Annotated in this window: 20 protein-coding genes; 11 read left to right on the top strand and 9 right to left on the bottom strand. The window is 69.8% G+C overall.

The genetic code is table 11. The annotated features are described in order from the left end of the window. Positions 1-7: 7 nt before the first annotated feature. Both U858_RS0103430 and U858_RS0103425 read left to right on the top strand, forming a co-directional pair. Positions 8-1,030: an FAD:protein FMN transferase gene (locus U858_RS0103430; RefSeq protein ID WP_025135794.1), complete on the top strand. Its 1,023-nt coding sequence runs from the start codon at positions 8-10 to the stop codon at positions 1,028-1,030. A gap of 3 nt (positions 1,031-1,033) precedes the next feature. Further along, entirely contained in the window at positions 1,034-2,449 is a 1,416-nt protein-coding gene (locus U858_RS0103425) for a sulfite reductase subunit alpha (protein ID WP_025135793.1), read from the top strand. 86 nt (positions 2,450-2,535) lie between these two features. Here the strand turns inward: U858_RS0103425 and U858_RS0103420 are convergent, their stop codons facing one another. Together U858_RS0103420 and U858_RS0103415 are read right to left on the bottom strand one after the other, a co-directional pair. Continuing rightward, positions 2,536-3,495: a tripartite tricarboxylate transporter substrate binding protein BugE gene (locus tag U858_RS0103420; RefSeq protein ID WP_029953504.1), complete on the bottom strand. Its 960-nt coding sequence runs from the start codon at positions 3,493-3,495 to the stop codon at positions 2,536-2,538. 34 nt (positions 3,496-3,529) lie between these two features. Next, positions 3,530-4,987 carry an N-acyl-D-glutamate deacylase gene (locus U858_RS0103415; protein ID WP_025135791.1) on the bottom strand — a complete coding sequence of 486 codons (1,458 nt, stop codon included), beginning with the start codon at positions 4,985-4,987 and terminating at the stop codon, positions 3,530-3,532. 145 nt (positions 4,988-5,132) lie between these two features. Between U858_RS0103415 and U858_RS0103410 the strand changes: the two genes are divergently transcribed. Then, positions 5,133-6,101, top strand: a complete 969-nt coding sequence (locus tag U858_RS0103410; RefSeq protein ID WP_025135790.1) for a LysR family transcriptional regulator — start codon at positions 5,133-5,135, stop codon at positions 6,099-6,101. Between the two features lie 55 nt (positions 6,102-6,156). Here the strand turns inward: U858_RS0103410 and U858_RS0103405 are convergent, their stop codons facing one another. The 3 genes from U858_RS0103405 to U858_RS0103395 all read right to left on the bottom strand — a co-directional run bounded on the left by U858_RS0103405 (position 6,157) and on the right by U858_RS0103395 (position 8,720). Then, entirely contained in the window at positions 6,157-6,600 is a 444-nt protein-coding gene (locus U858_RS0103405; protein ID WP_025135789.1) for an SRPBCC family protein, read from the bottom strand. Positions 6,601-6,666: 66 nt separating this feature from the next. Further along, positions 6,667-7,497 (bottom strand): phosphoenolpyruvate hydrolase family protein, encoded by an 831-nt coding sequence (locus U858_RS0103400; protein ID WP_025135788.1) that lies wholly within the window; start codon positions 7,495-7,497, stop codon positions 6,667-6,669. A gap of 11 nt (positions 7,498-7,508) precedes the next feature. Beyond that, entirely contained in the window at positions 7,509-8,720 is a 1,212-nt protein-coding gene (locus tag U858_RS0103395) for a Tm-1-like ATP-binding domain-containing protein (protein WP_025135787.1), read from the bottom strand. A gap of 153 nt (positions 8,721-8,873) precedes the next feature. Here U858_RS0103395 and U858_RS0103390 point away from each other — a divergent pair, with 153 nt between their 5' ends. Continuing rightward, complete coding sequence (locus tag U858_RS0103390) at positions 8,874-9,551, top strand: TetR/AcrR family transcriptional regulator (protein ID WP_025135786.1); 678 nt, start codon at positions 8,874-8,876, stop codon at positions 9,549-9,551. A 160-nt stretch (positions 9,552-9,711) separates the two neighbouring features. Further along, on the top strand, positions 9,712-11,364 hold the full coding sequence (locus U858_RS0103385; RefSeq protein ID WP_025135785.1) for an S-layer protein: 1,653 nt from the start codon (positions 9,712-9,714) through the stop codon (positions 11,362-11,364). Between the two features lie 87 nt (positions 11,365-11,451). Here U858_RS0103385 and U858_RS0103380 read toward each other — a convergent pair whose 3' ends face one another. Genes U858_RS0103380 through U858_RS0103365 form a run of 4 tightly spaced genes read right to left on the bottom strand, consistent with a single transcriptional unit; the run spans position 11,452 to position 15,629 of the window. Then, positions 11,452-12,786, bottom strand: a complete 1,335-nt coding sequence (locus tag U858_RS0103380) for an aspartate aminotransferase family protein (protein WP_025135784.1) — start codon at positions 12,784-12,786, stop codon at positions 11,452-11,454. Between the two features lie 13 nt (positions 12,787-12,799). After that, the gene (locus tag U858_RS0103375; protein WP_025135783.1) at positions 12,800-13,867 is read right to left on the bottom strand and encodes a phosphotransferase; all 1,068 of its coding nucleotides are present in this window, start codon (positions 13,865-13,867) and stop codon (positions 12,800-12,802) included. An 11-nt stretch (positions 13,868-13,878) separates the two neighbouring features. Beyond that, positions 13,879-14,907, bottom strand: coding sequence for a histone deacetylase family protein (locus tag U858_RS0103370; RefSeq protein WP_025135782.1), 1,029 nt, complete (start codon positions 14,905-14,907; stop codon positions 13,879-13,881). After that, positions 14,904-15,629 (bottom strand): GntR family transcriptional regulator, encoded by a 726-nt coding sequence (locus U858_RS0103365; RefSeq protein WP_025135781.1) that lies wholly within the window; start codon positions 15,627-15,629, stop codon positions 14,904-14,906. Before U858_RS0103365 ends, U858_RS0103370 begins: the two co-directional genes overlap by 4 nt. Positions 15,630-15,792: 163 nt before the next feature. Here U858_RS0103365 and U858_RS0103360 point away from each other — a divergent pair, with 163 nt between their 5' ends. The 6 genes from U858_RS0103360 to U858_RS0103335 are packed head-to-tail and all read left to right on the top strand — an operon-like array spanning position 15,793 to position 22,739. Next, positions 15,793-16,560, top strand: coding sequence for a class II aldolase/adducin family protein (locus U858_RS0103360; protein ID WP_029953501.1), 768 nt, complete (start codon positions 15,793-15,795; stop codon positions 16,558-16,560). Positions 16,561-16,612: 52 nt separating this feature from the next. Beyond that, positions 16,613-18,178, top strand: coding sequence for an ABC transporter substrate-binding protein (locus U858_RS0103355; protein WP_025135780.1), 1,566 nt, complete (start codon positions 16,613-16,615; stop codon positions 18,176-18,178). Positions 18,179-18,209: 31 nt separating this feature from the next. Beyond that, positions 18,210-19,184: an ABC transporter permease gene (locus U858_RS0103350; protein ID WP_025135779.1), complete on the top strand. Its 975-nt coding sequence runs from the start codon at positions 18,210-18,212 to the stop codon at positions 19,182-19,184. Further along, the gene (locus U858_RS0103345; protein WP_025135778.1) at positions 19,181-20,026 is read left to right on the top strand and encodes an ABC transporter permease; all 846 of its coding nucleotides are present in this window, start codon (positions 19,181-19,183) and stop codon (positions 20,024-20,026) included. Before U858_RS0103350 ends, U858_RS0103345 begins: the two co-directional genes overlap by 4 nt. Continuing rightward, positions 20,023-21,720: an ABC transporter ATP-binding protein gene (locus U858_RS0103340; RefSeq protein ID WP_025135777.1), complete on the top strand. Its 1,698-nt coding sequence runs from the start codon at positions 20,023-20,025 to the stop codon at positions 21,718-21,720. The genes U858_RS0103345 and U858_RS0103340 overlap by 4 nt, the downstream gene beginning before the upstream one ends. Then, the gene (locus U858_RS0103335; protein WP_232786485.1) at positions 21,717-22,739 is read left to right on the top strand and encodes a glyoxylate/hydroxypyruvate reductase A; all 1,023 of its coding nucleotides are present in this window, start codon (positions 21,717-21,719) and stop codon (positions 22,737-22,739) included. The genes U858_RS0103340 and U858_RS0103335 overlap by 4 nt, the downstream gene beginning before the upstream one ends. The last annotated feature ends 50 nt before the right edge of the window (positions 22,740-22,789 follow it).

Here is a 22,789-nt window from a genome sequence, read left to right as displayed (position 1 = left end):
CGCGGCAATGGCCTCTGCTCCGTCCTACGCGCCGCGCGGCGCGGCGCCGGCCGCCCTGCAGGTCCGCGTGAACCTGGGCGCCCTGCCCCGGCGTGCGGCCGCCTTGGCGGGCGCGACCATGGGCACCACCTGGTCGGCGCGGCTGGCGCTGCCCGCCGGCGCCACGGACGCGATGGCGCGGCAGGCCATCCAGGCCGCGCTGGACGAGGTGGTGGCCCAGATGAGCACCTGGGAAGCAGACGCCGACATCAGCCAGTACAACCGCGCCGGCCCCGGCTGGCGCGAGCTGCCCGCCGGGTTCTTCCATGTGCTGCGCCATGCGCTGGCGCTGGCCCAGGACTGCGGCGGCGCCTATGACCCGACGGTGGGGCCGCTGGTCAACGCCTGGGGCTTCGGGCCCTGGCAGCGCGCTTTCGAGCCGCCCTCGCCCGCTGCCATCGACGCCGCCCGCCAGCGTTGCGGCTGGCAGCGTGTGCGCTTGGACGAGTCCCGCCCGGCCGCCTGGCAGCCGGGCGGCGTGTACCTGGACCTGTCGTCGATTGCCAAGGGGTATGGCGTGGATCGCGCCGCCCAGGCGCTGGATGCGCTGGGCGTCACCGACTATCTGGTGGAAGTGGGCGGCGAACTGCGGGCGCGCGGCCTGCGCCCCGACGGCGCGCCGTGGCGCGTGGCGGTGGAAGTGCCGGACGGCAGCGATAACCACGCATTGGCCTTGCCGCTGCACGACCTGAGCATCGCCACGTCGGGCGACTACCGCCGCCATGCCGGCGACGGCGATGCCCGCTATGCCCACACGATCGATCCGCGCAGCGGCCAACCAGTGCGCAATGGCGTGGCGTCCGTCACCGTGCTGCACGCCGGCTGCATGCAGGCCGACGCGCTGGCCACGGCGCTGACGGTGCTGGGCGAGCGCGAGGGCCTGGCCTATGCCGAACGGCACGGTGTGGCCGCCCTGTTCATCCTGCGCGAGGCCGCCGGCTATCGCGTCAGCGCCACCGCCGCCTTCCAGGCGCTGGCCGCAAAACCCTGATCCATGACGCTACGCTGGATAACCGCCGCGTGCGTGGTGCTGGCCTGGCTGCTGCTGTGCGGCTGGGCCTGGCGCCGCGGGCGACGGCGGCAGGCCCAGGCCGCGGCCACGCTGCACGGACTGGATGCGCCGGCCCACCAGGACACCCTGCTGGTCGCCTACGCCAGCCAGACCGGCTATGCCGAGGCGCTGGCCGGCCAGACCGCCGACGCCTTGCGCAGCGGTGGCCTGGCCGTACAGGTCGTACCGCTGGGACAGTTGGATCTTGCCCGATTGGCAAGCCACCGCCGCATCCTGTTCATTGCCAGCACCTACGGCGAAGGCGATCCGCCGGACGCGGCGGCCGGGTTCGCGGAACACGCGATGCATGGCGCGCACGACCACCACACGCACCCTGACGCCGCCGCGGTCCCTGAACCTGCGCCGCCGCTGGCCGGCGTGCAATACGCCGTGCTGGCGCTGGGCGACAGCGACTACGCGCACTTCTGCGGCTTCGGCCATCGGCTGGATGATTGGCTGCACGGCCAGGGCGCCACGCCGCTGTTCGATCTGGTCGAGGTCGACGATGGCGACCCGGCCGCGCTGCGGCATTGGCAGCATCACCTGGGCCTGTTGGCCGGCCGCAGCGACCTGCCGGATTGGCAGGCCCCGGCCTATCAATCGTGGCGCCTGGCGCGCCGCGAATGTCTCAACCCCGGCAGCCAGGGCGGCCCCTGCTATCTGCTGACGCTGACGCCGCCTGACGGCGAAGCGCCCGTCTGGCAGGCCGGCGATATCGCGGAAATCGGCCCGCGCCAGGAACGTGGCGGACCGCTGCTGCCGCACCGTGAATACTCGATTGCGTCCTTGCCCGCCGATGGCGCGCTGCAATTGCTGGTGCGCCAGATGCGCGCCGCGGACGGCGGGCTGGGCCTGGGCAGCGGCTGGCTGACCCATATCGCGCACCCCGGCGACGAGATTGCCCTGCGGGTGCGCAGCAATCGCAACTTCCATGCGCCGGACGATGATCGGCCGATGATCCTGATCGGCAACGGCACGGGCCTGGCGGGCCTGCGTGCGCTGATCAAGGCGCGCCGCGCCGCGGGGCATACGCGCAACTGGCTGGTGTTCGGCGAACGCAGTGCGGCGCACGATGCCTTCTGCGGCGCCGAGATCGACGCCTGGCGCCAGGACGGCACGCTGGCCCGCGTGGACGCGGTGTATTCGCGCGACCAGGCCGAACGCCGTTATGTGCAGCACTGCCTGCGGGAAGAGGCCGCGCGCGTGGCGGCGTGGGTGCACGATGGCGCCGCGGTCTATGTCTGCGGCAGCCTGCAAGGCATGGCCGGCGGCGTGGATGCCACCCTGCGCCAGATACTGGGCGACGAGCAGGTGCAGGCCATGTTGCACGAGGGCCGCTACCGGCGCGACGTGTACTAGATCGCCGGCATCAAGCGTCTTGCATCAAACGCCAGCCGGCAAGCATCGCCCTGGCCAATCTCGCCAGGGCGACACCCCAGCCGCCGTTATTGCAGCTTGATCTGCGCCTTGTCGATCACCGCTTTCCAGCGGTCGCGCTCGGTGCGGATCTGCTCGGCGAATTCCGCGGGCGTATTGCCCAGCGGGAATGCGCCCGTCTCTTCCATCTTGGCCGCCGTGGCGGGGTCGCGCACGGCCTGGGCAAAGGCCTGCGCCAGCTTGTCGCGCACCGCGTCGGGCAGGCCCGCCGGGGCCACCACGCCGTACCAGGCCGTGACGTCGTAGTCCTTGTAGCCCTGCTCGGCGAAGGTCGGCACGTCCGGCAGGCGCGGGTTGCGGGCCGGGCCCGTGATGGCCAGCGCGCGCAGGTGCTGGCTCTTGATGTACGGCAGCGACGACGGGAAGTTGTCGAAGATGACCGGCACCACGCCGCCCACCGTGTCGGTCAGCGCGGGGGCGGAGCCGCGGTACGAGATGCTGTTCATCTTGCCGCCGGTGATCTGCAGGAACCAGATCATGCCCAGGTCGTTGATGCCGCCCGCGCCGGCATTGGCATAGCCGTCCTTGGACGGGTTGGCGCGCACGTGCGTGACGAACTCGGCCAGCGTCTTGGCCGGGTACTTCGGATTGACGCTGAGGATGTTGGGGCTGGTGACCAGGTTGCTGACCGGCGTGAAATCCTTCACCGGGTCATACGACAGGTTGGGAAACAGGTGGGGCGCGGTGCCGTGGGTGCTGACGGTAGCCAGGCCCACGGTGTAGCCGTCCGGCTTGGCGCGCGCGGTGGCGGCCATGCCGATGGTGCCGGACGCGCCGGTGCGGTTTTCCACCACGATCTGCTGGCCCAGGATTTCGCCGGCCTTGGCCGCGGCCAGGCGGCCGACGATATCGGTGGGGCCACCGGCCGGGAACGGCACGATCAGGGTGATGGGACGATCGGGAAATTCAGCGTGGGCGGCCGGCAATACGGCGGCCAGCGCCAGGGCGACGCAAGTCTTGCGGATCATGAGGCTTGTCTCCTGTGAGGATGGGTTCTGCTTGTTATTGGGAAAAATCGGACGCTACGGGCTCGCGACGCAGTATCCGGCCGGGGCGCTGGGCGCCGGCCAGGGCCGGGAACACCGGGCAGCCATTGACCAGCACGTGCTCGATGCCGGCGGACGCCAGCGTGGGCGCGTCCCAGGTGGCGCGGTCTTGGACCGTATCGGCATCGAACACCACCACGTCGGCCCAGGCGCCCACGGCCAGACGGCCACGGTCGGCCAGCCCGAACACGCGCGCCGGCAGCGCGGTCATCTTGGCCACCGCGGCCTCCAGCGTCAGCAGCTCGGCTTCGCGCACGTAGCGCCCCAGCACCCGCGTGAAGCTGCCCCACAGCCGCGGATGCGGATGGGCGTCGTTGGGCAGGCCGTCGGACCCGACCATGCAGCGCTCGTGCTGGAAGATGCGGTGCACTTCGGCTTCGTCCATGGCGAAATAGATGGCGCCGGCCGGGCACAGGCGGCGCGCGGCCTCGGCGCGGTCGCAGCCCCACTGCGCGGCGATGTCGGCCAGCATCCGGCCACCGCATTCGGGATGCGGGGTCGACCAGGTGATGCGGATATCGTCGATGAGTTCGGCGCGCTCCGGAATCAGGATGGTCGAGCTGCCGGGGTACGGGTAGATGTCCAGCGCCACGTCCACCCCGTCGGCGCGGGCGCGGTCGATGTTGGCCAGCGTGGCGCGGCTTTTGCCCCAGTTGTGCGGCATCATGCATTTGTGGTGCGACAGCACCGTGGCGCAGCCCGTGCGCCGGCCGATCGACAGCACCTCGTCGACCGCTTCCTCGACCGCATCGCCTTCGTTGCGGATATGGCTGGTGTGCAGCGCGCCGCGCGCGGCCGCCACCTGCGCCAGGCCGTCCAGTTCGTCTTGCCCCGCAACCCCGCCCGGCTGATAGGCCAGGCCCGTGCTGAAGCCGACGGCGCCGGCGTCCAGCGCCTGGGCCAGCATCTGCTGCATGGCCTGCTGTTCGGCCTCGGTCGGCTGCGCCGCCGGCTCGCGCATGACCGCCAGGCGCAGGTTGGCGTGGCCCACCAGCGCCGCGACGTTGATCATCGGCTGCTGCACCTGCAGCGCGGCCAGGTATTCGGCCATGTCGCCGAACAGCGGCGTTTCGCCCAGCAGCGCCAGCGCCGCCGCGGTATTGCCGGGCAGCGGCGCGGGGGCGCCGCTGATGCCGCAGTTGCCCACCACCACCGACGTGATGCCCTGGCTGGTCTTCCATTCCAGGCCCGGCTTTTCGACGAACATCAGGTCGTCGTGGCCATGGGTGTCGATGAAGCCCGGCGCAACGATCTTGCCGGTGGCATCGATGCGCCGCGCGGCGGGCGTGGCCGACAGGTCGCCAATGGCGGCGATGCGCTCGGCGTGGATACCGACGTCGGCGCGCCTGCGCGGCCCGCCCAGCCCGTCGATCACCCAGCCGCCTTCGATGACCAGATCCAGATTGTCCTGCATACCGCTCCGCCTTGATGTGGGCCCGCCGCCCGCTTGTTGCGTCAAGGGCCGCCCGGAGAGAGCTGCCCTTGCTGAAGGTACTAGTATCGTCGGCGCGATCAATCTGGAAAAATTGTTTTTATTGATCCATCTATCGTGATTTGAAATGCATCGCCTGCCCAAGCATGTCACCCTCAAGCACCTGACCGCCTTCGTGGCGGTGGCGCAGGAATCCAGTTTCACGCACGCGGCCAAGCGGCTGTTCCAGACGCAGTCATCCGTCACCAGCCTGGTGCGGCAACTGGAAGATGCGCTGGGCACGCAGTTGTTCGCCCGCACCAGCCGGCGCGTGCTGCTGACGGCGGCGGGCGAGGAATTCCTGCCGCGCGTGATGCGGCTGCTGGCCGACTTCGACGGCGCCATCGGCGACGTGGTGCGCTTTGGCGCTCTGGAACGCGGCCGCGTGGGCGTGGCGGCGGCGCCGTCGGCCATCACCCAGATCATTGCGCCGGCAGCGGCCGCATTCTCAGCCCAATACCCCGCCATCCGGCTGTATCTCAGCGACGACAACTCGGGCCGCATCCAGCGCAAGGTGGCCACGCGCGAGGTCGATTTCGGCCTGACCAGCCGCTGGGCCGATGCGCCGGGGCTGCACTTCGACGCCCTGCTCGAAGACCGCTTCGGCGTGCTGTACCGGCGCGACGACGCCGGCTTGCACCCAGGGCGCGACGGCACGATGCGCTGGGCCGACCTGGCCGGCCGCAAGCTGGTGGGGGTGGTGGACGAGACCGGCATCATGGCGCTCTTGCGGGCCCGCGCCGATCTGCCGATCGAGGCCGCTGCGCCGTTCTACGAAGCGTCCAGCACGACGTCGCAGGCAGCCCTGGTGAAGGCGGGCATGGGGGTGGCGGTGCTGCCCGCGCTGGCGGCGCAGCGCGTGATGGAACCGGAACTGGCCTACGCGCTGCTGGCGCGGCCGACGGTGGTGCGGACTCTGTGCATCATCCGCCACAAGGAATATCCGCTGAGCCCGGCGGCCCAGGCATTGATCCTGGGAATCCGCACGTACCTGCGGACGGCGGCCCTGCCCGCGGGGTGCAAGCTGGCCGCGGGTGCGGGGCGCAAACGCGGCTAGCGGGGGGCCGGCGGTCAGCGGCCTGGCGGTGGCCGCGCCATGTGACGGCCGCCGGTCAGCCGCGCAGTTTCTCGTTCAGCGCCGCCAACCCTGCTGCAAATACACCCTGGCCGACGGCGGTGGCCGCCGCCTGCAGGTCGGCGCCGTCTTCCACGCGGAAATCCGCCCACCATTCCACCAGCGTCGCGCCGCCTTCGGTCACCGGGCGCAACGTCACGCCGGCAATGTAGTCGCGCATCGGCAGGTCGGTCTCGATGATGGAATAGCGCAGCGCGGTGCCGGGGTCGTCCAGCATCAGCAGTTGCTCGCGCACGAAGCCGGACGGCTTGAGCGTCAGGTAACGCACCGAGCCGATGGCATCGTGGCGCCCGTCCGCTTCCAGGCGGCTTTGGGCGATGCCCGGGTGCCAGCCGGCCAGGCCGTTGAAATCGCGAAACAGCGGCCAGACGGTGGCCAGCGGCGCCTGGATGATGGCGCTGGTGTAGACGGTATGCGGCATGCGGACTCCTGGCAGTGCCCGGACCGCGGCGTGGGGTGCGCGGGCCGGTGCGGATGAACGGAAACCTTAGAACGTCAGTTGCTTGAATGCTTGCGTGGCGGCGGTCAGGGCCTGCTCGGTGGGCAGGCGTTCCATGGAGCTCGCGCCATAGAAGCCATGGCAATGCTTGCAGTGCTGCAGGATATGGGCCGCGTCGGCCGGCGTGGCGATGGGGCCGCCGTGGCACAGCACGATCACGTCGGGACGCACGGCCAGGGCCGCGGCCGCGATACGGTCGATGACGGCCACGCAGTCGTCCAGCGTCAGCGCGGTTTCGGCGCCGATCGAGCCGCCGGTGGTCAGGCCCATGTGCGCCACGATGATGTCGGCGCCGGCCTGCGTCATGGCCACCGCGTCATCTTCGTTGAAGACGTAAGGCGTGGTCAGCATGCCTTTTTCGTGGGCCAGGCGGATCATGTCCACTTCCAGCGCGTAGCCCATGCCGGTTTCTTCGAGGTTGGCGCGGAAGTTGCCGTCGATCAGGCCGACCGTGGGAAAGTTCTGCACGCCGGCAAAGCCCTGGCGCTGCAGGTCGTCCAGGAACACATCGAAATCGCAGAACGGATCGGTACCGTTGACGCCGGCAAGCACCGGCGTGCGCTTGACCACGGGCAGCACTTCGCGGCCCATGTCCACCACGATCTCGTTGGCGTTGCCGTAGGCCAGCAGGCCAGCCAGCGAGCCGCGCCCGGCCATGCGGTAGCGGCCCGAGTTGTAGATCACGATCAGGTCGATGCCGCCGGCTTCTTCGCACTTGGCGGACAGGCCCGTGCCGGCGCCGCCGCCCACGATGGGGGTGCGGTCGCGCACCATGGCGCGGAACTTGTCCAGCAGGTCGTTACGGTTGAAACGCGGCATGGCGGGGGTCCTCAGTGTGTGGCAATTTCAAGGTAGTGATCGACCGCGGCCTGGGCGAACTGCGGGTCGTTGATGTGGCAGGGCACGCGGATCAGGCGGCGGTTGGCGGTCTGCACCAGCCGGTTTTCCAGGGCCGCGAACAGCGCGGCATCGGCCTCGGGGTCCCAGAAGGCCTGGCCCGGCGCGTCCAGCGCCGACACGCCGCCTTCCGGAATCAGGAAGCGCACGGGGCCGTCGCACTGGTTCAGCTTGTCGGCGATCCATTCGCCCTGCCGCTGGTTTTCTTGCGCGGTGGTGCGCATCAGCGTCACCTGCGGATTGTGGGGATAGAACGTGCGGCCCCGGTAATGCTGCGGCACGGTATCCATGGCGCCGAAATTGACCATGTCCAGCGCGCCGCAGGAACCGACGTAGGGCGCTTTGGTGCGCGCCACCGCGCCGAAGCGGTCTTCGGTGCAGGCCAGCACGCCGCCGAACAGGAAGTCGCAGACCTCGGTGGTGGTCAGGTCCAGCACGCCGGCCAGAAGGTGGCTGTCTAGCAGCTTTTCCATCGACTGGCCGCCGGTGCCGGTGGCGTGGAACACCAGGCAGTCAAAGCGCGATTCGAGCAGCGGCGTCACCTGCTGCACGCAGGCCGTGGTGACACCGAACATAGTGATGCCCACGGCGGGGCGGCTGTCGTCGCCGGCCGCGCTGGCGGCCTGGCGGAAGGCGCCGCCGATGGCGCCTGCGGCATTGGCCAGCACGCGGCGCGAAATGCGGTTCAGGCCTGCCACGTCGGTCACGGAATACATCATGGCGATGTCCGACGGCCCCACATACGGCGCGACATTGCCGGACGCCATGGTGGACACCATCAGCTTGGGCACGCCGATCGGCAGCGCGCGCATGGCGGGGGTGATGAGCGCCGTGCCGCCCGACCCGCCCAGGCCCAGCATCGCGCCGATGTCGGGGTTGGCGGCGGCGTAGCGTTCGAACGCCAGCGCCATGGCGGCGATGGCCGTGCCGCGATCACCAGTGAAGACGGCCTGCTCGCCCTGCGGATGGCTGCGGGCGACCTCGCGCGCCTGCACGCGGGCGCCGCTGGCAGCGCCCGTGGTGGACACGTCCACGGTGACCACGTCCAGCCCTTCCCGCTTGAGCAGGTCGGCCACGTAGTCGGCCTCGTGGCCCTTGGTGTCGTAGGTGGCGGCCACGAAGACCCGCCGATTCGCTTGCGTCATGACTCCTCCGCGGGCGGCTACACTCGGTGCGCGCCTCGATATGTCTGGGGCCGCCTGGGCCTGTAGAATCTAGAAATGAGACGAAAGAATCATACTGAGACACCTGTCTCACGTCAAACCACCGACCGCAAGACGCCCCCCGCCGTCGCCCGCCTGATCGGCCCTGCCAGCCGGCAGGCCGCCGCCAGCGGCGAACCGCCGCACGGGCCACGCGCGCGCATGCGCAAGACCTTGCTCGATGCCGCCCAGCGGCTGATGGCGCAAGGCATCACGCCATCAGTGGCCGAGCTGGCCGAACACGCGCAGGTGTCGCGCGCCACCGCCTACCGCTACTTTCCCAGCCAGAGCGCGCTGATCGCCGCCGTGGTGGACGAAAGCCTGGGGCCGATCCTGGCGTGGGACTCGAAGGCGCAAGATGCCGCCGCCCGGGTCGACGAGCTGCTGCGCTTTGCGTATCCACGCCTGGAAGCGCACGAGGCGCCATTGCGCGCGGCCATCCTGGTGTCGCTGCAGCAGCACGCCGAAGCCAGCGCCGGCCGCGCCGGCAACGAGCCGCGGCTGGTGCGCGGACACCGGGTCGACATCCTCAAGCGCGCCATCTCGCCGCTGGCCGCCACGCTGACACCCGCGCAGCAGGACCGCGTGGCGCAGGCGCTGTCGCTGGTCTACGGCACGGAAGTATTCCTGGTGCTCAAGGACATCTGGCGGCTGGACCTGCCCGAAGTCACCGAGGTGGCGCGCTGGACCGCCAACGCCATCATCCAGCAGGCGCTGGCCGAGGCCGGCGAGACCCCGCAAGAGACTGCCGGCAAGGCGGCGCGCAAGCGCTAGCCACGGACGAGGCCGCGGCCAACCCCCGCGCCACGCGTCCAGCCAGGGCCGCGGCGGCCTTGCGCGCCGCCCTTCTGTCATGCCCACGTCACCCGCAGACCGCATAGTGCGGGCCTTCGCGGCGCTGCGCTTTGCAGGCCGCCTGACGCTGGAGTTTGAAATGCGGTTCGAAGTATCCCGCCTGCGGCGGGCCATCATGCCCTTGTCGCTGGCTTGCGTAACCCTGCTGAGCGCCTGCGGCGGCAGCGATGACGATGACGAAAGCCCCGCGCCCCCGCCGCCCGTGGTGACCAACCCCACGCCGCCGGCCCCGCCACCCGTGCAGACGGGCGCCTGGAGCGCCGGTGACCTGCACGTGCACACGATCCAGTCCAACGATGCCCAGGTCACCCTGGAAAGCGTGCTGGACCAGGCGTTCGACCGCTACAAGCTGGACTGGGCCGCGCTGTCGAACCACCTGCGCATGTCCGATCGCGACAACACCGGCGCCGCCATTGCCGGCGGCCCCGTGCCGTTTTCCACCGGCATGGCGCAATACGAAGTGCCGTTCATCAAGCAGGCGCAGGCTGCCGGCCGCTACGCCGGCAAGATCATTTTCTCGTCGTTCGAATGGGACATGCCCACGCATGACCACGTCAACATCGGCATCGGCGTGAACGATCCGATGTCGGCCAAGTCGCTGCGCGCGGTGGCCGAGTACGAATACCTGTACACCAACAAGGCGGCCAACCTGTTTGATGCGCAACTGGTGGCCGACCTGGCCGGCCAGCCGCGCGCCTTCACGACCCACGCCGACTCGCTGACCGCGCTGCAATGGCTGCGCGACAAGCATCCGGACAGCTATATGCTGCTGAACCACCCGTCGCGCTATGCTGGCAAATACACCATCGGCCAGCTGCGTGAAATGCATGACCTGGCGCCGACGATCTTCTTCGGCATCGAAGGCATGGTCGGCAACCAGATGGAACCGGACCGCGGCGGCTACGCCGAGGCCTACACGCCCGTGAACCTGCCCAACCGCACCTACGGCGGCGTGGACTACCTGGTGGCCAAGGTCGGCGGCACCTGGGACGCCCTGCTCGGCGAAGGCCGGCGCATCTGGAACGTGGCCGATTCCGACTTCCACTTCCGCACCGCCTCGGGCCAGTACAGCAGCGGCTACGCCCCCGGCGAGTACGCCAAGACCTACGTCTGGAAGGACGGGAAAGACATGGCGGCCGTGGTGGCCGGCTTGAAGAGCGGCCGCATGTTCGGCGTGTTCGGCGACCTGATCGACGCACTGGAATTCCAGGCGCAGGGCGCAGCCGGCACGGCCCAGATGGGCGGCGAACTGCAGGCGGCCAAGGGCGAACAGGTGGAAGTGACCATCCGCTTTCGCAGCCCGGACAGCAACCACTACGAGTACCCGATCGAAAGCGGCAACCCCACCTACGTCAAGCCCACCGTCAACCACGTGGACCTGATCGTGGGCGACGTGGGCCCGCGCGCGGCGGCCGGCACGCCGGCCTATGACAACGCCACCAACCCCAGCACCCGCGTGCTGGCGCGCTACACCCGCGCCGACTGGACGGTGGACAAGGACGGCTACAACGTCATCAAGGTCAAGCTGACCGCCGACAAGAGCCAGTACCTGCGCCTGCGCGGCACCAACCTGGCGCCGGACGTGGCGGGCGAAACCGCCAACGGCGAACCGCTGCCCGACGCCAAGGTGGACCTGGCCGACAACGCCGCGCGCTTCAACGCGATCAACGCGCGCAACTACAACGACCTGTGGTTCTATTCGAACCCGGTGTTCGTGACCGTGAAGCAGTAAGGCGTGGACGCGGGGTACCCCCCGCGCTTCGTCCATGCAAAAGGCCGCGGCATGCAGATGCCCGCGGCCTTTTGCATGGCAACGGCGCTACAGCGCCGCCAACGTCTCGTCCAGCGCCGCCACCAGCCGGTCCGCATCCGCCGTGCTGAAGGGCAGCGGCGGGCGGATCTTCAGCGTGTTGGCGTGCTCGCCCGCGCTGCCGGTCAGCACCTGGCGGTCGCGCAGGCCGTTGACCACGCGCGCGGCCTCTTGCGTGGCGGGTTCGCGCGTGCGGCGGTCGCGCACCAGCTCGACGCCGATGAACAGGCCTGCACCGCGCACGTCGCCGATCAGGTCATGACGCGCGGCCAGCGCTTGCAGCCGCTCACGCAGATACTGGCCGACGCGTTCGGCGTTCTGCATCAGCGCTTCGTCCTGCACCGTGCGCAGCACGGCCAGGCCGGCCGCCGCCGATACCGGATTGCCGCCGAAGGTATTGAAGTAGCGCCCGTTGCGGCCGAATGCCTCCAGCACCTGCGGGCGCGCGGCCACGCCGGCCACCGGATGGCCGTTGCCCAGCGGCTTGCCCATGGTGACCAGGTCCGGTTCGACGCCGTGGCGCATGAAGCCCCACATCGCCTGCCCGGTGCGGCCCATGCCGGCCTGCACCTCGTCGGCGATGAACAGGCCGCCGGCTTCGTGGATGGCCTGCACCGCCTCGCGCAGGAACCCCTGGGGGGCGGCCTGCACGCCGTCGCTGGAGAAGATGGTGTCGACCAGCAGCGCGGCCGGGCGCAGGCCCTGGGCCGCCAGGTCCGCCACTGCCTCGCGCACGGCCTGCGCCAGCGCCGGGCCGACGGCATCGGGGCCCTGCCGGTAGGTGTCCGGCGCCGCCACGGTCCGCACCGCGGGCCCCAGCGTGACATAGCGGCCCAGCGACGGCGAGGCCTGCGCAATCGACAGGGTCACGCCGTGATACGCGAAGCGCGTGACGATCAGGCCGGTCGCGCCGGTGTGCGCCTGCGCAATGCGCAGCGCCAGGTCGTTGGCTTCGCTGCCGGTGCAGGTGAACATCACCTGCCCCAGGCCGGGCGGAAACGTCGCCAGCAGTTGCTCGGCGTAATCCAGCACCGTCTCGTGCACGTAGCGGGTGTGGGTGTTCAGCACCGCCGCCTGCCGCGCAATGGCCTGCACCACGGCAGGATGGCAGTGGCCCAGCGGCACGACGTTGTTGTAGGCGTCCAGGTACGGCTTGCCCTGGGCGTCGTACAGCCACACACCTTCGCCGCGCACCAGGTGCACGGGCGAGTCATAGAACAGGCGGTAGGCGGGCCCCAGCAGTTGGTGGCGCCGGGCGATCAGCGCCGCGGTATGCGCGGAGGCGTCGTTCGCGCCAAGGTCGGACAAGGCGGCCGCGCGCGCGCCGGGTTGCGTCACAGTCATGGTCACTGCCCTCTCACTGAAGACCGCATGATTCAAAGCCGCATGCCGCACGCAACCGCTGGCGGGCCGCGCCGCGGGCGATGCCATCGCAGGCCTGCAAGCGCGCCCACGACACCGCGTTGTTGCGCAGGATGTAGGCGCTGTTCTCGGGATAGCGCGCGGCACGCCAGCCGCCGATCGCCACCACCATCACCAGCCGCGCCACCATCAGGTCGAACAGCACGTCCAGCTCGGCCGGCGTCAGCGGGCTGACCGCGTGATACGCCGCCGTGAAGGCCACGGCGGGCGCCAGGGTGTCGTCGCCGGGCTCCAGCTGGTAGGACGCCGCCACTGCCAGGTCGTTGACCAGCGGCGCCTGCACCATGTCGCCGAAATCCAGGATGCCGGCGATGCGGTCGGGGTCGGCGGGATCGACCAGTACGTTGTACAGGTTCAGGTCGTTGTGGATGGCTTGGGCGCGCAGCCCCGGCAGCGCCGGCTTGGCGTGATTCACGAAACGCGCCAGCCCGCGTTCGGCCAGCGCCCGGCGCGCGGGGTCGGTCACGTGCGCCAGCAAGGGCGCCACTTCATCCGTGCGCTGGATGTCCCAGGGCAGATCCAGCTGCCCCGCGGGATGCGTGAAGCCGCGCAGCGCCAGCCCCAGCCGCGCCAGCGTGCGTGCCAGGTTGTCGCGTTGCGCCGCCGAGCGCGGCGCATCCGGCAGCGGCAGGCCCGGCAGGTAGGTGAACAGCCGCAGCACGCGCGGCGGCGCGTCGGGCGTTTGCAGCCAGACGCAAGGTTCGCCGTCATTGGCCAGCAGCACGCGCTGCACCGGCAGGCCCGGGTCGGCCTGTTCGACGTGGCGCAAGGCGCGCGCCTGGAAATCGGCCACGCGCGCATCTTCGGCCGGGTGCGAGAACTTCAGCACGTATTCCCGGCCGTCGTCGGCGCGCAGATGGAAATTGCGGTCGCGCTCGCCGGCCAGCCGGCGCACCTGGGCATCGATGCCGAAGTGACGCCGCGCCAGTTGCGCGGCCTGCGCCTCGCCGATGTCCGGCGAGGCCGCGGCCAGCACGTCCTGGGCGCAGTCCTGATCGATCATGGCGTTCTCCCTCAGGCGGCGGAATCGAAGCCGCGCAGCGCACTGGCCAGATTGGGGCCCAGGTCGTCCGACAGGTAGCCGCCTTCCTGTACCAGCACGGTGGGCAGGCCCAGCCGCGCGATGTCGCCCAGAATGGCGCCGAAGCCCGCGGTGGTGACCGCCAGGCCCTTGTAGGGGTCGCGCTCGTGCGCGTCCAGCCCCAGCGCCACCACCAGCGCGCCGGGCGCAAACGCCTGGATATCCAGGAACACGCGGCGCAGTGCGGCCAGGTAGCCTTCGTCGCCCGTGCCCATCGGCAGCGGCCGATTGATGTTGTAGCCCAGGCCGTCGCCTTCGCCGGTTTCATGGGCGTGGCCGACAAAGAACGGCGTGGTGTTGTGCGCGTCGGCGTGCAGCGACACCGTCAGCACATCGGGGCGGCGGTAGAAGATGCCCTGGGTGCCGTTGCCGTGGTGCACGTCAAGATCCAGGATGGCGACGCGGCGGTGCGCGGTGCGCAGGTGCTGGGCCGCGATGGCGGCGTTGTTCAGGTAGCAAAAGCCGTTGGCGCGGTCGACATAGGCGTGGTGGCCGGGCGGGCGGCACAGCGCGTAGGCCGCGCGTTCGCCGTCCAGCACCAGTTGGGCGGCATGGGTGGCACAGTGCGCCGACCAGGCGGCCGCTTCCCAGGTGCCCGCGCCGATCGGGCACGCGGTGTCGCCCATGTGGTAGCCGGCCAGGCCGACGATGTGATCGGGATAGGTGCAGGGCTGGCCCGGAAACGGGTGCACATTGGCCACCACTTCTTCCGAGGCGTCGGGCAATTCGCGCCAGCGCGCGTAGGCGGTTTCAAGAAAGCGCAGGTACTGCGGCGTATGCACGGCGGCGCGGGGCGCCGCGCCGTGATCGTCCGGCGTGATGATGCGGTGGCCGTCGCGCTGCACCGCTGCCAGCAGGCGCGCGCCGCGCTCGGGCTGTTCGTTGCTGCGCTTGACCTTGCCGCGCACGATGAAAAACTGCGGATCGTGAAGCTGGTGCTTATCGCTGTAGACGACTTTCATGGCTTCTTACTGCCCCTTGGTTTTTCGCCCGCCACGCCATGCTGCGAGACGAACAGGTTGCGGACGTGCTCCCAGGCATCGTCCAGGTGAACCTTCATGCAGGCCTGCGCGGCCTGCACGTCTCGCCGCGCCAACGCGTCCAGGATCGGCTGGTGCGTGGAGGCGACCAGTTCCGGGTCTTGGTAGACGTTGTCGATCAGCGAAATGATCATGCGCATTTCGGTCTGGGTGCTGGAGAACAGGCGCAGCAGGTACGCATTGCCCGACAGCTCGCAGATCAGGGTGTGAAAGCTCAGGTCCAGCTCGATGCGGCGATGCTGCGGCGCGTCGGCGGCCTCGGCGATCATCAATTGCAGCAGTTGGGTCAGGCGCGCCAGGCCCGCGGCATCGGCGTGTTCGCAGGCGGCGGCCACCGCCGTCATTTCCAGGCTGAGGCGCACCTGGAACAGGTCGTCGATTTCCCGCACCGACATCTCGCGCACGAAGAAACCGCGGCGCGGCTTGGACACCAGGATGCCCTGGCGTTCGAGCCGGCGCGAAGCCTCGCGCACCGGGGCGCGGCTGATCGCCATCTGGCGGGCGATCTCGGCTTCGACCACGCGGCTGCCGGGCGGCAGGCGGCCTTGCACGATGGCCTGGGTGAGCCGGTCTTCGACCACGCCGACCAGGTCGGGAACATTGACGGATTCGAAAGCGGTAAGGGCGGCCGGGATTTCAGGCATGGCGGGTCTCGTCTGGGGTGTGAATGCGCTTGGCGCGTCAGCTATATAGCACCCCGATTTTGCGCAGCATATCAGTGTTACTGCTAACTGTCGACAGTTGACGATCGACGCATAATGCCCAGCATCCGGCGAGCCGCCGCCCCACCCCTCCAAGGACGCATCAATGGCCCACCCCCAGGATTCCGCCCAGCCCACCGGCGCAGCGGAACAACAGACCCGCCGCGACCTGGCGGCCTGCTATCGCCTCATCGCCCATTTCGGCATGGACGACAGCATCTACACGCACATCTCGGCGCGCGTACCCGGCGAGGAAGGCGCCTTCCTGATCAACCCGTACGGCCATCTGTTTCGCGACATCACGCCCGAATCGCTGGTCAAGGTCGGCTTCGACGGCCGCCCGGTGGCGCCCACGCCGTACGACGTCAATCCGGCCGGCTTCACGATCCACAGCGCCGTGCACATGGGCCGCCCCGATGCGGGCTGCGTGCTGCACACCCACACGGTGGCCGGCGTGGCCGTGTCGTCGCTGGCCTGCGGCCTGCAGCCGGTGAACCAATGGGCGCTGCAGTTCTACAACCGCGTGGCCTATCACGACTACGAAGGCATTGCGCTGGACCTGGACGAACGCGAACGCCTGGTTGCCGACCTGGGGCCGCACAACGCGATGATCCTGCGCAACCACGGCCTGCTGACCACCGGCGCCACCGTGGCCCAGGCCTTCATCCTGATGCTCAACCTGGACCGCGCCTGCCGCGTGCAATTGGCCATCCAATCCACCGGCCAGGCGACCTATCCGGTCAGCCCGCAGGTCAGCGAAAAGACCGCGCGCCAGTACGCCAGCGGCGACACCAACCGCCTGCCCGGCGCCCCGGACCCCAGCGAACGCGAATGGCGCGCGCTGCTGAAACTCGTCGAACCGGCCGCCGCCTGAGCGCGCCGCGCTCCCCTTCCCGCCACCCCGGCCCCGTCCCCAGGAGAACCTCATGAACCGACGCGACTTTCTGATTTCAAGCGCTGCCGCGGCCGGCTGGTGGAGCGGCGCCGCCGCCCTGCCCGCCTGGGCCGCGGCCGCGCGCAATGGCGTGCTGAACATCGCCGTGCAGCCCGAGCCGCCCGGCCTGATGCTGGGCATCGTGCAGAACGGCCCGACGCAGATGATCGGCGGCAACATCTACGAAAGCCTGCTGCGCTACGACGAAAAGCTGGAGCCCATGCCGGGCCTGGCCGCGTCCTGGACGGTCAACGACACCGCCACCGTCTACACCTTCACGCTCAAGCAGGGCGTGCTGTGGCATGACGGCAAGCCCTTCACCGCGCACGACGTGGTCTTCAGCGTGGACCAGTTCCTGCGCAAGACCCAGTCGCGGCTGCGCGCCGGCCTGGCCTTCGTCGACAGCATCAAGGCGCTGGACGACCACACCGTCGAATTCCGCCTGCCGCGCCCATTCGGCCCCTTCCTGGGCCTGTTCGAAAGCGGCACCATGCCCATGGTCCCGCGCCATATCTACGAAGGCACCGACTACCTGAACAACCCGGCCAACAACACGCCCATCGGCACCGGCCCCTACAAGTTCAAGGAATGGCGCCGCGGCTCCTACATACAGCTGGTACGCAACGAGCAATACCATGAGCCCGGCCTGCCCAGCGTCGAGACGGTCTACTTCCACGTCATTCCCGACGCCGCCTCGCGCGCCGCCGCGTTCGAATCCGGCAAGCTGGACGTGCTGCCCGGCGGCACCGTCGAATACTTCGACATCGCCCGCTTGAAGAGCCTGCCCAACGTGGACATCACCACCAGGGGCTGGGAATTCTTCGGCCCGCATTCCTTCCTGTGGCTGAACAACCGCCATCCGCTGCTGGGCGACGTGCGCGTGCGCCGCGCCATCATGTACGCGCTGGACCGCGAAGCCATGCGCAACGTGGCCTGGTATGGCTTTGGCAAAGTGGCGACCGGCCCGTTCAACAGCAGCGTGCGCTACCACACCGACGAGGTCACGCGCTATCCGCGCGACGTGGCGCGCGCCAAGCAATTGCTCAAGGAAGCCGGCTACAAGGGCCAGACCCTGCGCCTGTTGCCGCTGCCCTATGGCGAAACCTGGCAGCGCTTTGCCGAGATCGTCCGGCAGAACCTGGCCGAGGCCGGCATCAAGCTGGAAATGACGGCCACCGACGTCGCCGGCTGGAGCGAGAAGACCGCCAACTGGGACTACGACATCGCCTTCTGCTACCTGTACCAGTATGGCGACGCGGCCCTGGGCGTCAGCCGCAACTACCTTACGTCCACCATCGCCAAGGGCTCGCCCTGGAACAACGTCGAGGGCTACAGCAACCCCAAGGTCGACGACCTGTTCGAGCGCGGCGCGCGCGAAGCCGACCCCGAGGCCCGCCGCAAGCTGTACGAAGAAGTGCAGCGCGTCCTGGTCGACGACGTGCCGGTGGCCTGGCTGCTGGAATTGCAGTTCCCCACGCTGTATCGCAACAACGTCAAGAACCTGATCAATTCAGGCATCGGCTTGAACGACAGCCTGGCGCGCGCCACGCTGGCCTGAGCCGCGACGATCCAGACAGGGGGAATGCCGCATGAAGAAACTCGCTTACCTGATGCGCCGCATCGTGCAGGGCCTGCTGGTGCTGGCCCTGATCGCGGTCATCAATTTCCTGCTGATCCGCGCCGCGCCCGGCGATCCGGCCACCGTCATGGCCGGGGAAGCCGGCGCTTCCGACGAAGTCTTCATGGCGCAGGTACGCGAACGCTTCGGACTGGACAAACCCCTGCCGCAGCAACTGGCCACCTATCTGAGCCACGCCGCGCGCCTGGACCTGGGGGATTCGTACCGGCAGCAGCGCCCGGTCATGAGCCTGATCGGCGAACGCCTGCCGGCCACGCTGCTCCTGACGCTGACCGCCTTCGTCGTGTCATTGACCGCGGGGGTGGCGCTGGGCGCCTGGACCAGTGCCCGCGCGGGGTCCTGGCTGGACAGCCTGGTCAGCACGCTGTCGATGCTGTTCTACGCCACGCCGCTGTTCTGGCTGGCGCTGATGGGCGTGCTGCTGTTTTCGGTCAAGCTGGAATGGCTGCCCGGCTTCGGCTTCGAGACCGTGGGCGCGGGCCATACGGGGCTGGCGCGCGTGGCCGACATCGCCAGCCACCTGGTGCTGCCGGCGGCCACGCTGGCGCTGTTCTACATGGCCGTGTATGCCCGCATGACCCGCACGGCCATGCTGGAAGTGGCGCAGATGGACTTCGTCAAGACCGCCCGCGCCAAGGGGCTGTCGCCGCGCCGCATCCAGCGCCGCCACATCCTGCGCAACGCGCTGCTGCCCGTCATTACGCTGGCCGGCATCCAGGCCGGTTCCATGGTGGGCGGCACGGTGCTGATCGAAACCGTGTTCGCCTGGCCCGGCATCGGCCGGCTGATGTTCGATGCCCTGGTGCAGCGCGACTACAACCTGCTGCTGGGCACGTTCCTGGTCACCGCGGCGCTGGCCGTGGCGTTCAACATCATCACCGACCTGCTCTACACGCTGGCCGATCCGAGGATAGAACTGCAATGAACAACGGATTCTGGCGGCGTTTTCGCCGCAACAAAGGCGCCCTGGCCGGCCTGGCCGTGATGGCCGCGGTGCTGCTGCTGGCGCTGGCGGCGCCGCTGGTGGCCGCGCATGACCCCTGGGCCATGGTGCAGCGCCCCTTCCTGCCGCCGCTGGACATGGCGAGCCTGCCCTTCGGCACCGACACCATGGGCCGCGACATCGGTTCCGGCCTGGCGTACGGCGCGCGCATCTCGCTGCTCATCGGCCTGATCTCGACGCTGGCGGGCCTGTTGATCGGCGTGTCGGTGGGCGCGCTGGCCGGCTACTACGGCGGCTGGATCGACACCGGCCTGATGCGCTTCACCGAGCTGTTCCAGGCGATTCCCAGCTTCGCGCTGGCGATCGTGCTGGTGGCCATCTTCCAGCCGTCGGTCGGGTCCATCGTGACCGCCATCGCACTGGTGTCCTGGCCGCCCGTGGCCCGGCTGGTGCGCGGTGAATTCCTCACGCTGCGCCACCGCGACTTCGTCCATGCCGCCCACCTGGCCGGCGAATCGAACCTGCGCATCATCATCACGCAGATCCTGCCCAACGCGGCCGCGCCCATCGTCGTGATGGGGTCGCTGATGGTGGCCACCGCCATCCTGCTGGAATCGAGCCTGAGCTTCATGGGCCTGGGCGATCCCAACGTGATGAGCTGGGGCTACATGATCGGCGCGGCCCGCACGGCGCTGCGCCAGGCCTGGTGGATCAGCCTGTTTCCCGGCGTGGCCATCCTGCTGACGGTGCTGGCGCTGAACCTGATCGGCGAAGGCCTGAGCGACGGCCTGAACACCCGGCTGGACCCAAGGAGCCGCGCATGAATCCCGTCGATATCCTGGCCGCCGACGGGCTGGCCGGCAGCGCCCTGGCGCCCGACCCGCTCGCCACTGCCACCGATACCCTGCTCGACATCCGCGGCCTGTCCATCCGCCTGCCGGCCGGCGCCGACCGCCCGCTGGCGGTGAAAGAAGCCAGCCTGCGCATCGGCCGCGGCGAAACGCTGTGCATCGTGGGCGAAAGCGGCTCGGGCAAGTCCATGATCGCCAACGCCGTCATGGGCCTGTTGCCCCAGCCGATGGTGGCCCCGGTGGCCGGCAGCATCGCCTTCCAGGGCCACGACCTGCTGACCCTGGCCGAACCGCAATGGCGCACGCTGCGCGGCAACCGCATCGGCATGATCTTCCAGGACCCGATGTCGGCGCTGAACCCGGTGATGCGCATCGGCGACCAGCTGGAAGAAGCGCTGGATGCCCACGTCAAGCTGTCGGCCGCCGACAAGCGCGCCCGCATCATCGGCGCCCTGCGCGACGTGCGCCTGCCGGACCCCGAGGGCATCGCCGCCAGCTACCCCGGCCGCCTGTCGGGCGGGCAGCGCCAGCGCGTCATGATCGCCTGCGCCCTGATGCTGGAACCGGCGCTGCTGATCGCCGACGAACCCACCACCGCGCTGGACGTCACCACCCAGGCGCAGATCCTGGACCTGATCCGCGACCTGCAGGCGCGCCACGGCACCGCCGTGCTGTTCATCACGCACGACTTCGGCGTGGTGTCGCAGATCGCCGACCGCGTGGCCGTCATGCAGCTGGGCGAGATCGTCGAGGCCGGCACGGCCGCCGAGGTCCTGGGCCACCCCCACCACGACTACACCCGCAAGCTGATCGCCGCCATTCCGCACGGCATGCCGGCAAGCGTGCGCAGCGCCGAGCCGCAGCCCGTGCTGCTGGACGTGCGCGACCTGACCAAGACCTACGTGTCCGGCGGCGGGCTGTTCCGCCGCGGCCGCGAGACCGCCGCCATGCGAGGCATCAGCTTCACGCTGCGACGCGGCGAGGTGCTGGGCCTGGTGGGCGAATCCGGTTCCGGCAAGTCCACGCTGGGCCGCTGCATTGCCGGCCTGCTGGCGCAGGACAGCGGCCAGGTGCGCCTGAACGGCCAGGCTCCCAAGGCGCGTGCGGCCACCGGCCGGGTGCAGATGGTGTTCCAGGACCCGCAGGCCTCGCTCAACCCGCGCCACACGGTCGGCCGCTCGATCATGGCCGGGCCGATCGCCCAGGGCATGGCGCCCGACAAGGCCCGCGCCCGCGCGGCCGAACTGCTGCAACTGGTGGGCCTGAACCCGGATGCCGCCGGCCGTTATCCACACGAATTCTCGGGCGGCCAGCGCCAGCGCATCGGCATCGCCCGGGCGCTCGCGTCCGAACCCGACCTGATCGTGGCGGACGAACCCGTGTCGGCGCTGGACGTGTCGGTGCAGGCCCAGGTGCTGGACCTGTTCGCCAGCGTGCGCGAACGCTTTCACCTGAGCATGCTGTTCGTCACCCACGACCTGCGTGTCGCGGCGCAGATGTGCGACCGCATCGCCGTCATGCAGCAGGGCCGCATCATCGAATGCGGGCCGGCCGCGCAGGTGATCCGCGAGCCGCAAGAGGCCTACACCCGTGAACTGGTGCAGGCGGTGCCGGACTTCGCCAGCATCGTCTCGGGACGCGCGCGCCGCATGGGGCAGGCCGCATGAGCGCCGCCGCCCTCGCCGCCGCCTCGGCCACCGTGCCGGCCGCGACCACAACCGCCATGGCTCCTGTCACCCCAGACCGCCCGCCCTGCATCGCCCTGCTCAGCCGCGTGCTGGACATGCGCTACCTGGTGCCCGCCTTCCAGGCGCTGCGGCCGGACATCGCCTGGCGCACCGCCGACGACCTGGGCGATCCGGCCGACATCGATGCCGCCGTCTGCTGGCTGCCGCCCGCAGGCCTCCTGGCCACCTTGCCCAACCTGCGCCTGATCCAGTCGATCGGCGCGGGCGTCGACCATCTGTATGCCGACCCGGCGCTGCCGCGCCACGTGCCGGTGTGCCGCGTGGCCGAAGCCGGCATGACCGCGGGCATGAGCACCTACGTCGCCTGGGCGGTCATCAACCACCATCGCCACTTTCGCGACTATGTTCGCAACAGCGCCCTGGGCATCTGGCGCGAAAGCCCCATCGTGCCGCCATCGGAACACCGCGTGGCCATCGCCGGGCTCGGCCGCCTGGGCCTGGCGGCCGCGCAGGCGCTGCTGGCGCTGGGCTATCGCGTATCGGGCTGGAGCCGCACGCCCAAGCCGGACCTGCCGGCCGGCATCACGGGCCATCACGGCGCAGACGGCCTGCCCGCGCTGCTGGCCCAGGCCGACACGCTGGTCTGCCTGCTGCCGCTGACGGACGACACGCGCGGCTTCCTGGGCGCGGCCACCTTCGCACAGTTGCCGCGCGGCGCCCACGTGGTCAACGCGGGGCGCGGCGAACACCTGGACGCCGATGCGCTGCTGGCGGCGCTCGACAGCGGCCAGCTGGGCTACGCCACGCTGGATGCCACGCCGCAGGAACCGCTGCCGCCCGACCACCCGTTGTGGCGCCACCCGAGCGTGCTGGTCACGCCCCACATCGCCACGCGCACCCCGGCCGCGGCCATTGCCCGGCAGACGCTGGACAACCTGCGAACGGTGCGGGCAGGTGGCCGGCCGGATACCTGCGCCGACCCGGCGTTGGGCTATTGAAAGAACCGTCCGCTCGCGGCCCGCCACACCAGGCGTGCCGCCGGCGGGCC

The organism is Achromobacter sp. DH1f (genome assembly GCF_000633435.1).
Taxonomy (GTDB): Bacteria; Pseudomonadota; Gammaproteobacteria; order Burkholderiales; family Burkholderiaceae_B; genus Achromobacter; species Achromobacter deleyi.
The sequence above is the reverse complement of the archived record's forward strand: the minus strand, read 5'-3'. Positions and strand labels throughout refer to the sequence as shown.

What these genes read in the sequence shown, in the direction of transcription:
- U858_RS0103430 (WP_025135794.1), top strand. Translation starts at nt 8, where the DNA reads ATGGCCTCTGCTCCGTCCTACGCGCCGCGCGGCGCGGCGCCGGCCGCC.
- U858_RS0103425 (WP_025135793.1), top strand. Translation starts at nt 1,034, where the DNA reads ATGACGCTACGCTGGATAACCGCCGCGTGCGTGGTGCTGGCCTGGCTG.
- U858_RS0103420 (WP_029953504.1), bottom strand. Translation starts at nt 3,495, where the DNA reads ATGATCCGCAAGACTTGCGTCGCCCTGGCGCTGGCCGCCGTATTGCCG.
- U858_RS0103415 (WP_025135791.1), bottom strand. Translation starts at nt 4,987, where the DNA reads ATGCAGGACAATCTGGATCTGGTCATCGAAGGCGGCTGGGTGATCGAC.
- U858_RS0103410 (WP_025135790.1), top strand. Translation starts at nt 5,133, where the DNA reads ATGCATCGCCTGCCCAAGCATGTCACCCTCAAGCACCTGACCGCCTTC.
- U858_RS0103405 (WP_025135789.1), bottom strand. Translation starts at nt 6,600, where the DNA reads ATGCCGCATACCGTCTACACCAGCGCCATCATCCAGGCGCCGCTGGCC.
- U858_RS0103400 (WP_025135788.1), bottom strand. Translation starts at nt 7,497, where the DNA reads ATGCCGCGTTTCAACCGTAACGACCTGCTGGACAAGTTCCGCGCCATG.
- U858_RS0103395 (WP_025135787.1), bottom strand. Translation starts at nt 8,720, where the DNA reads ATGACGCAAGCGAATCGGCGGGTCTTCGTGGCCGCCACCTACGACACC.
- U858_RS0103385 (WP_025135785.1), top strand. Translation starts at nt 9,712, where the DNA reads ATGCGGTTCGAAGTATCCCGCCTGCGGCGGGCCATCATGCCCTTGTCG.
- U858_RS0103380 (WP_025135784.1), bottom strand. Translation starts at nt 12,786, where the DNA reads ATGACTGTGACGCAACCCGGCGCGCGCGCGGCCGCCTTGTCCGACCTT.
- U858_RS0103375 (WP_025135783.1), bottom strand. Translation starts at nt 13,867, where the DNA reads ATGATCGATCAGGACTGCGCCCAGGACGTGCTGGCCGCGGCCTCGCCG.
- U858_RS0103370 (WP_025135782.1), bottom strand. Translation starts at nt 14,907, where the DNA reads ATGAAAGTCGTCTACAGCGATAAGCACCAGCTTCACGATCCGCAGTTT.
- U858_RS0103365 (WP_025135781.1), bottom strand. Translation starts at nt 15,629, where the DNA reads ATGCCTGAAATCCCGGCCGCCCTTACCGCTTTCGAATCCGTCAATGTT.
- U858_RS0103360 (WP_029953501.1), top strand. Translation starts at nt 15,793, where the DNA reads ATGGCCCACCCCCAGGATTCCGCCCAGCCCACCGGCGCAGCGGAACAA.
- U858_RS0103355 (WP_025135780.1), top strand. Translation starts at nt 16,613, where the DNA reads ATGAACCGACGCGACTTTCTGATTTCAAGCGCTGCCGCGGCCGGCTGG.
- U858_RS0103350 (WP_025135779.1), top strand. Translation starts at nt 18,210, where the DNA reads ATGAAGAAACTCGCTTACCTGATGCGCCGCATCGTGCAGGGCCTGCTG.
- U858_RS0103345 (WP_025135778.1), top strand. Translation starts at nt 19,181, where the DNA reads ATGAACAACGGATTCTGGCGGCGTTTTCGCCGCAACAAAGGCGCCCTG.
- U858_RS0103340 (WP_025135777.1), top strand. Translation starts at nt 20,023, where the DNA reads ATGAATCCCGTCGATATCCTGGCCGCCGACGGGCTGGCCGGCAGCGCC.
- U858_RS0103335 (WP_232786485.1), top strand. Translation starts at nt 21,717, where the DNA reads ATGAGCGCCGCCGCCCTCGCCGCCGCCTCGGCCACCGTGCCGGCCGCG.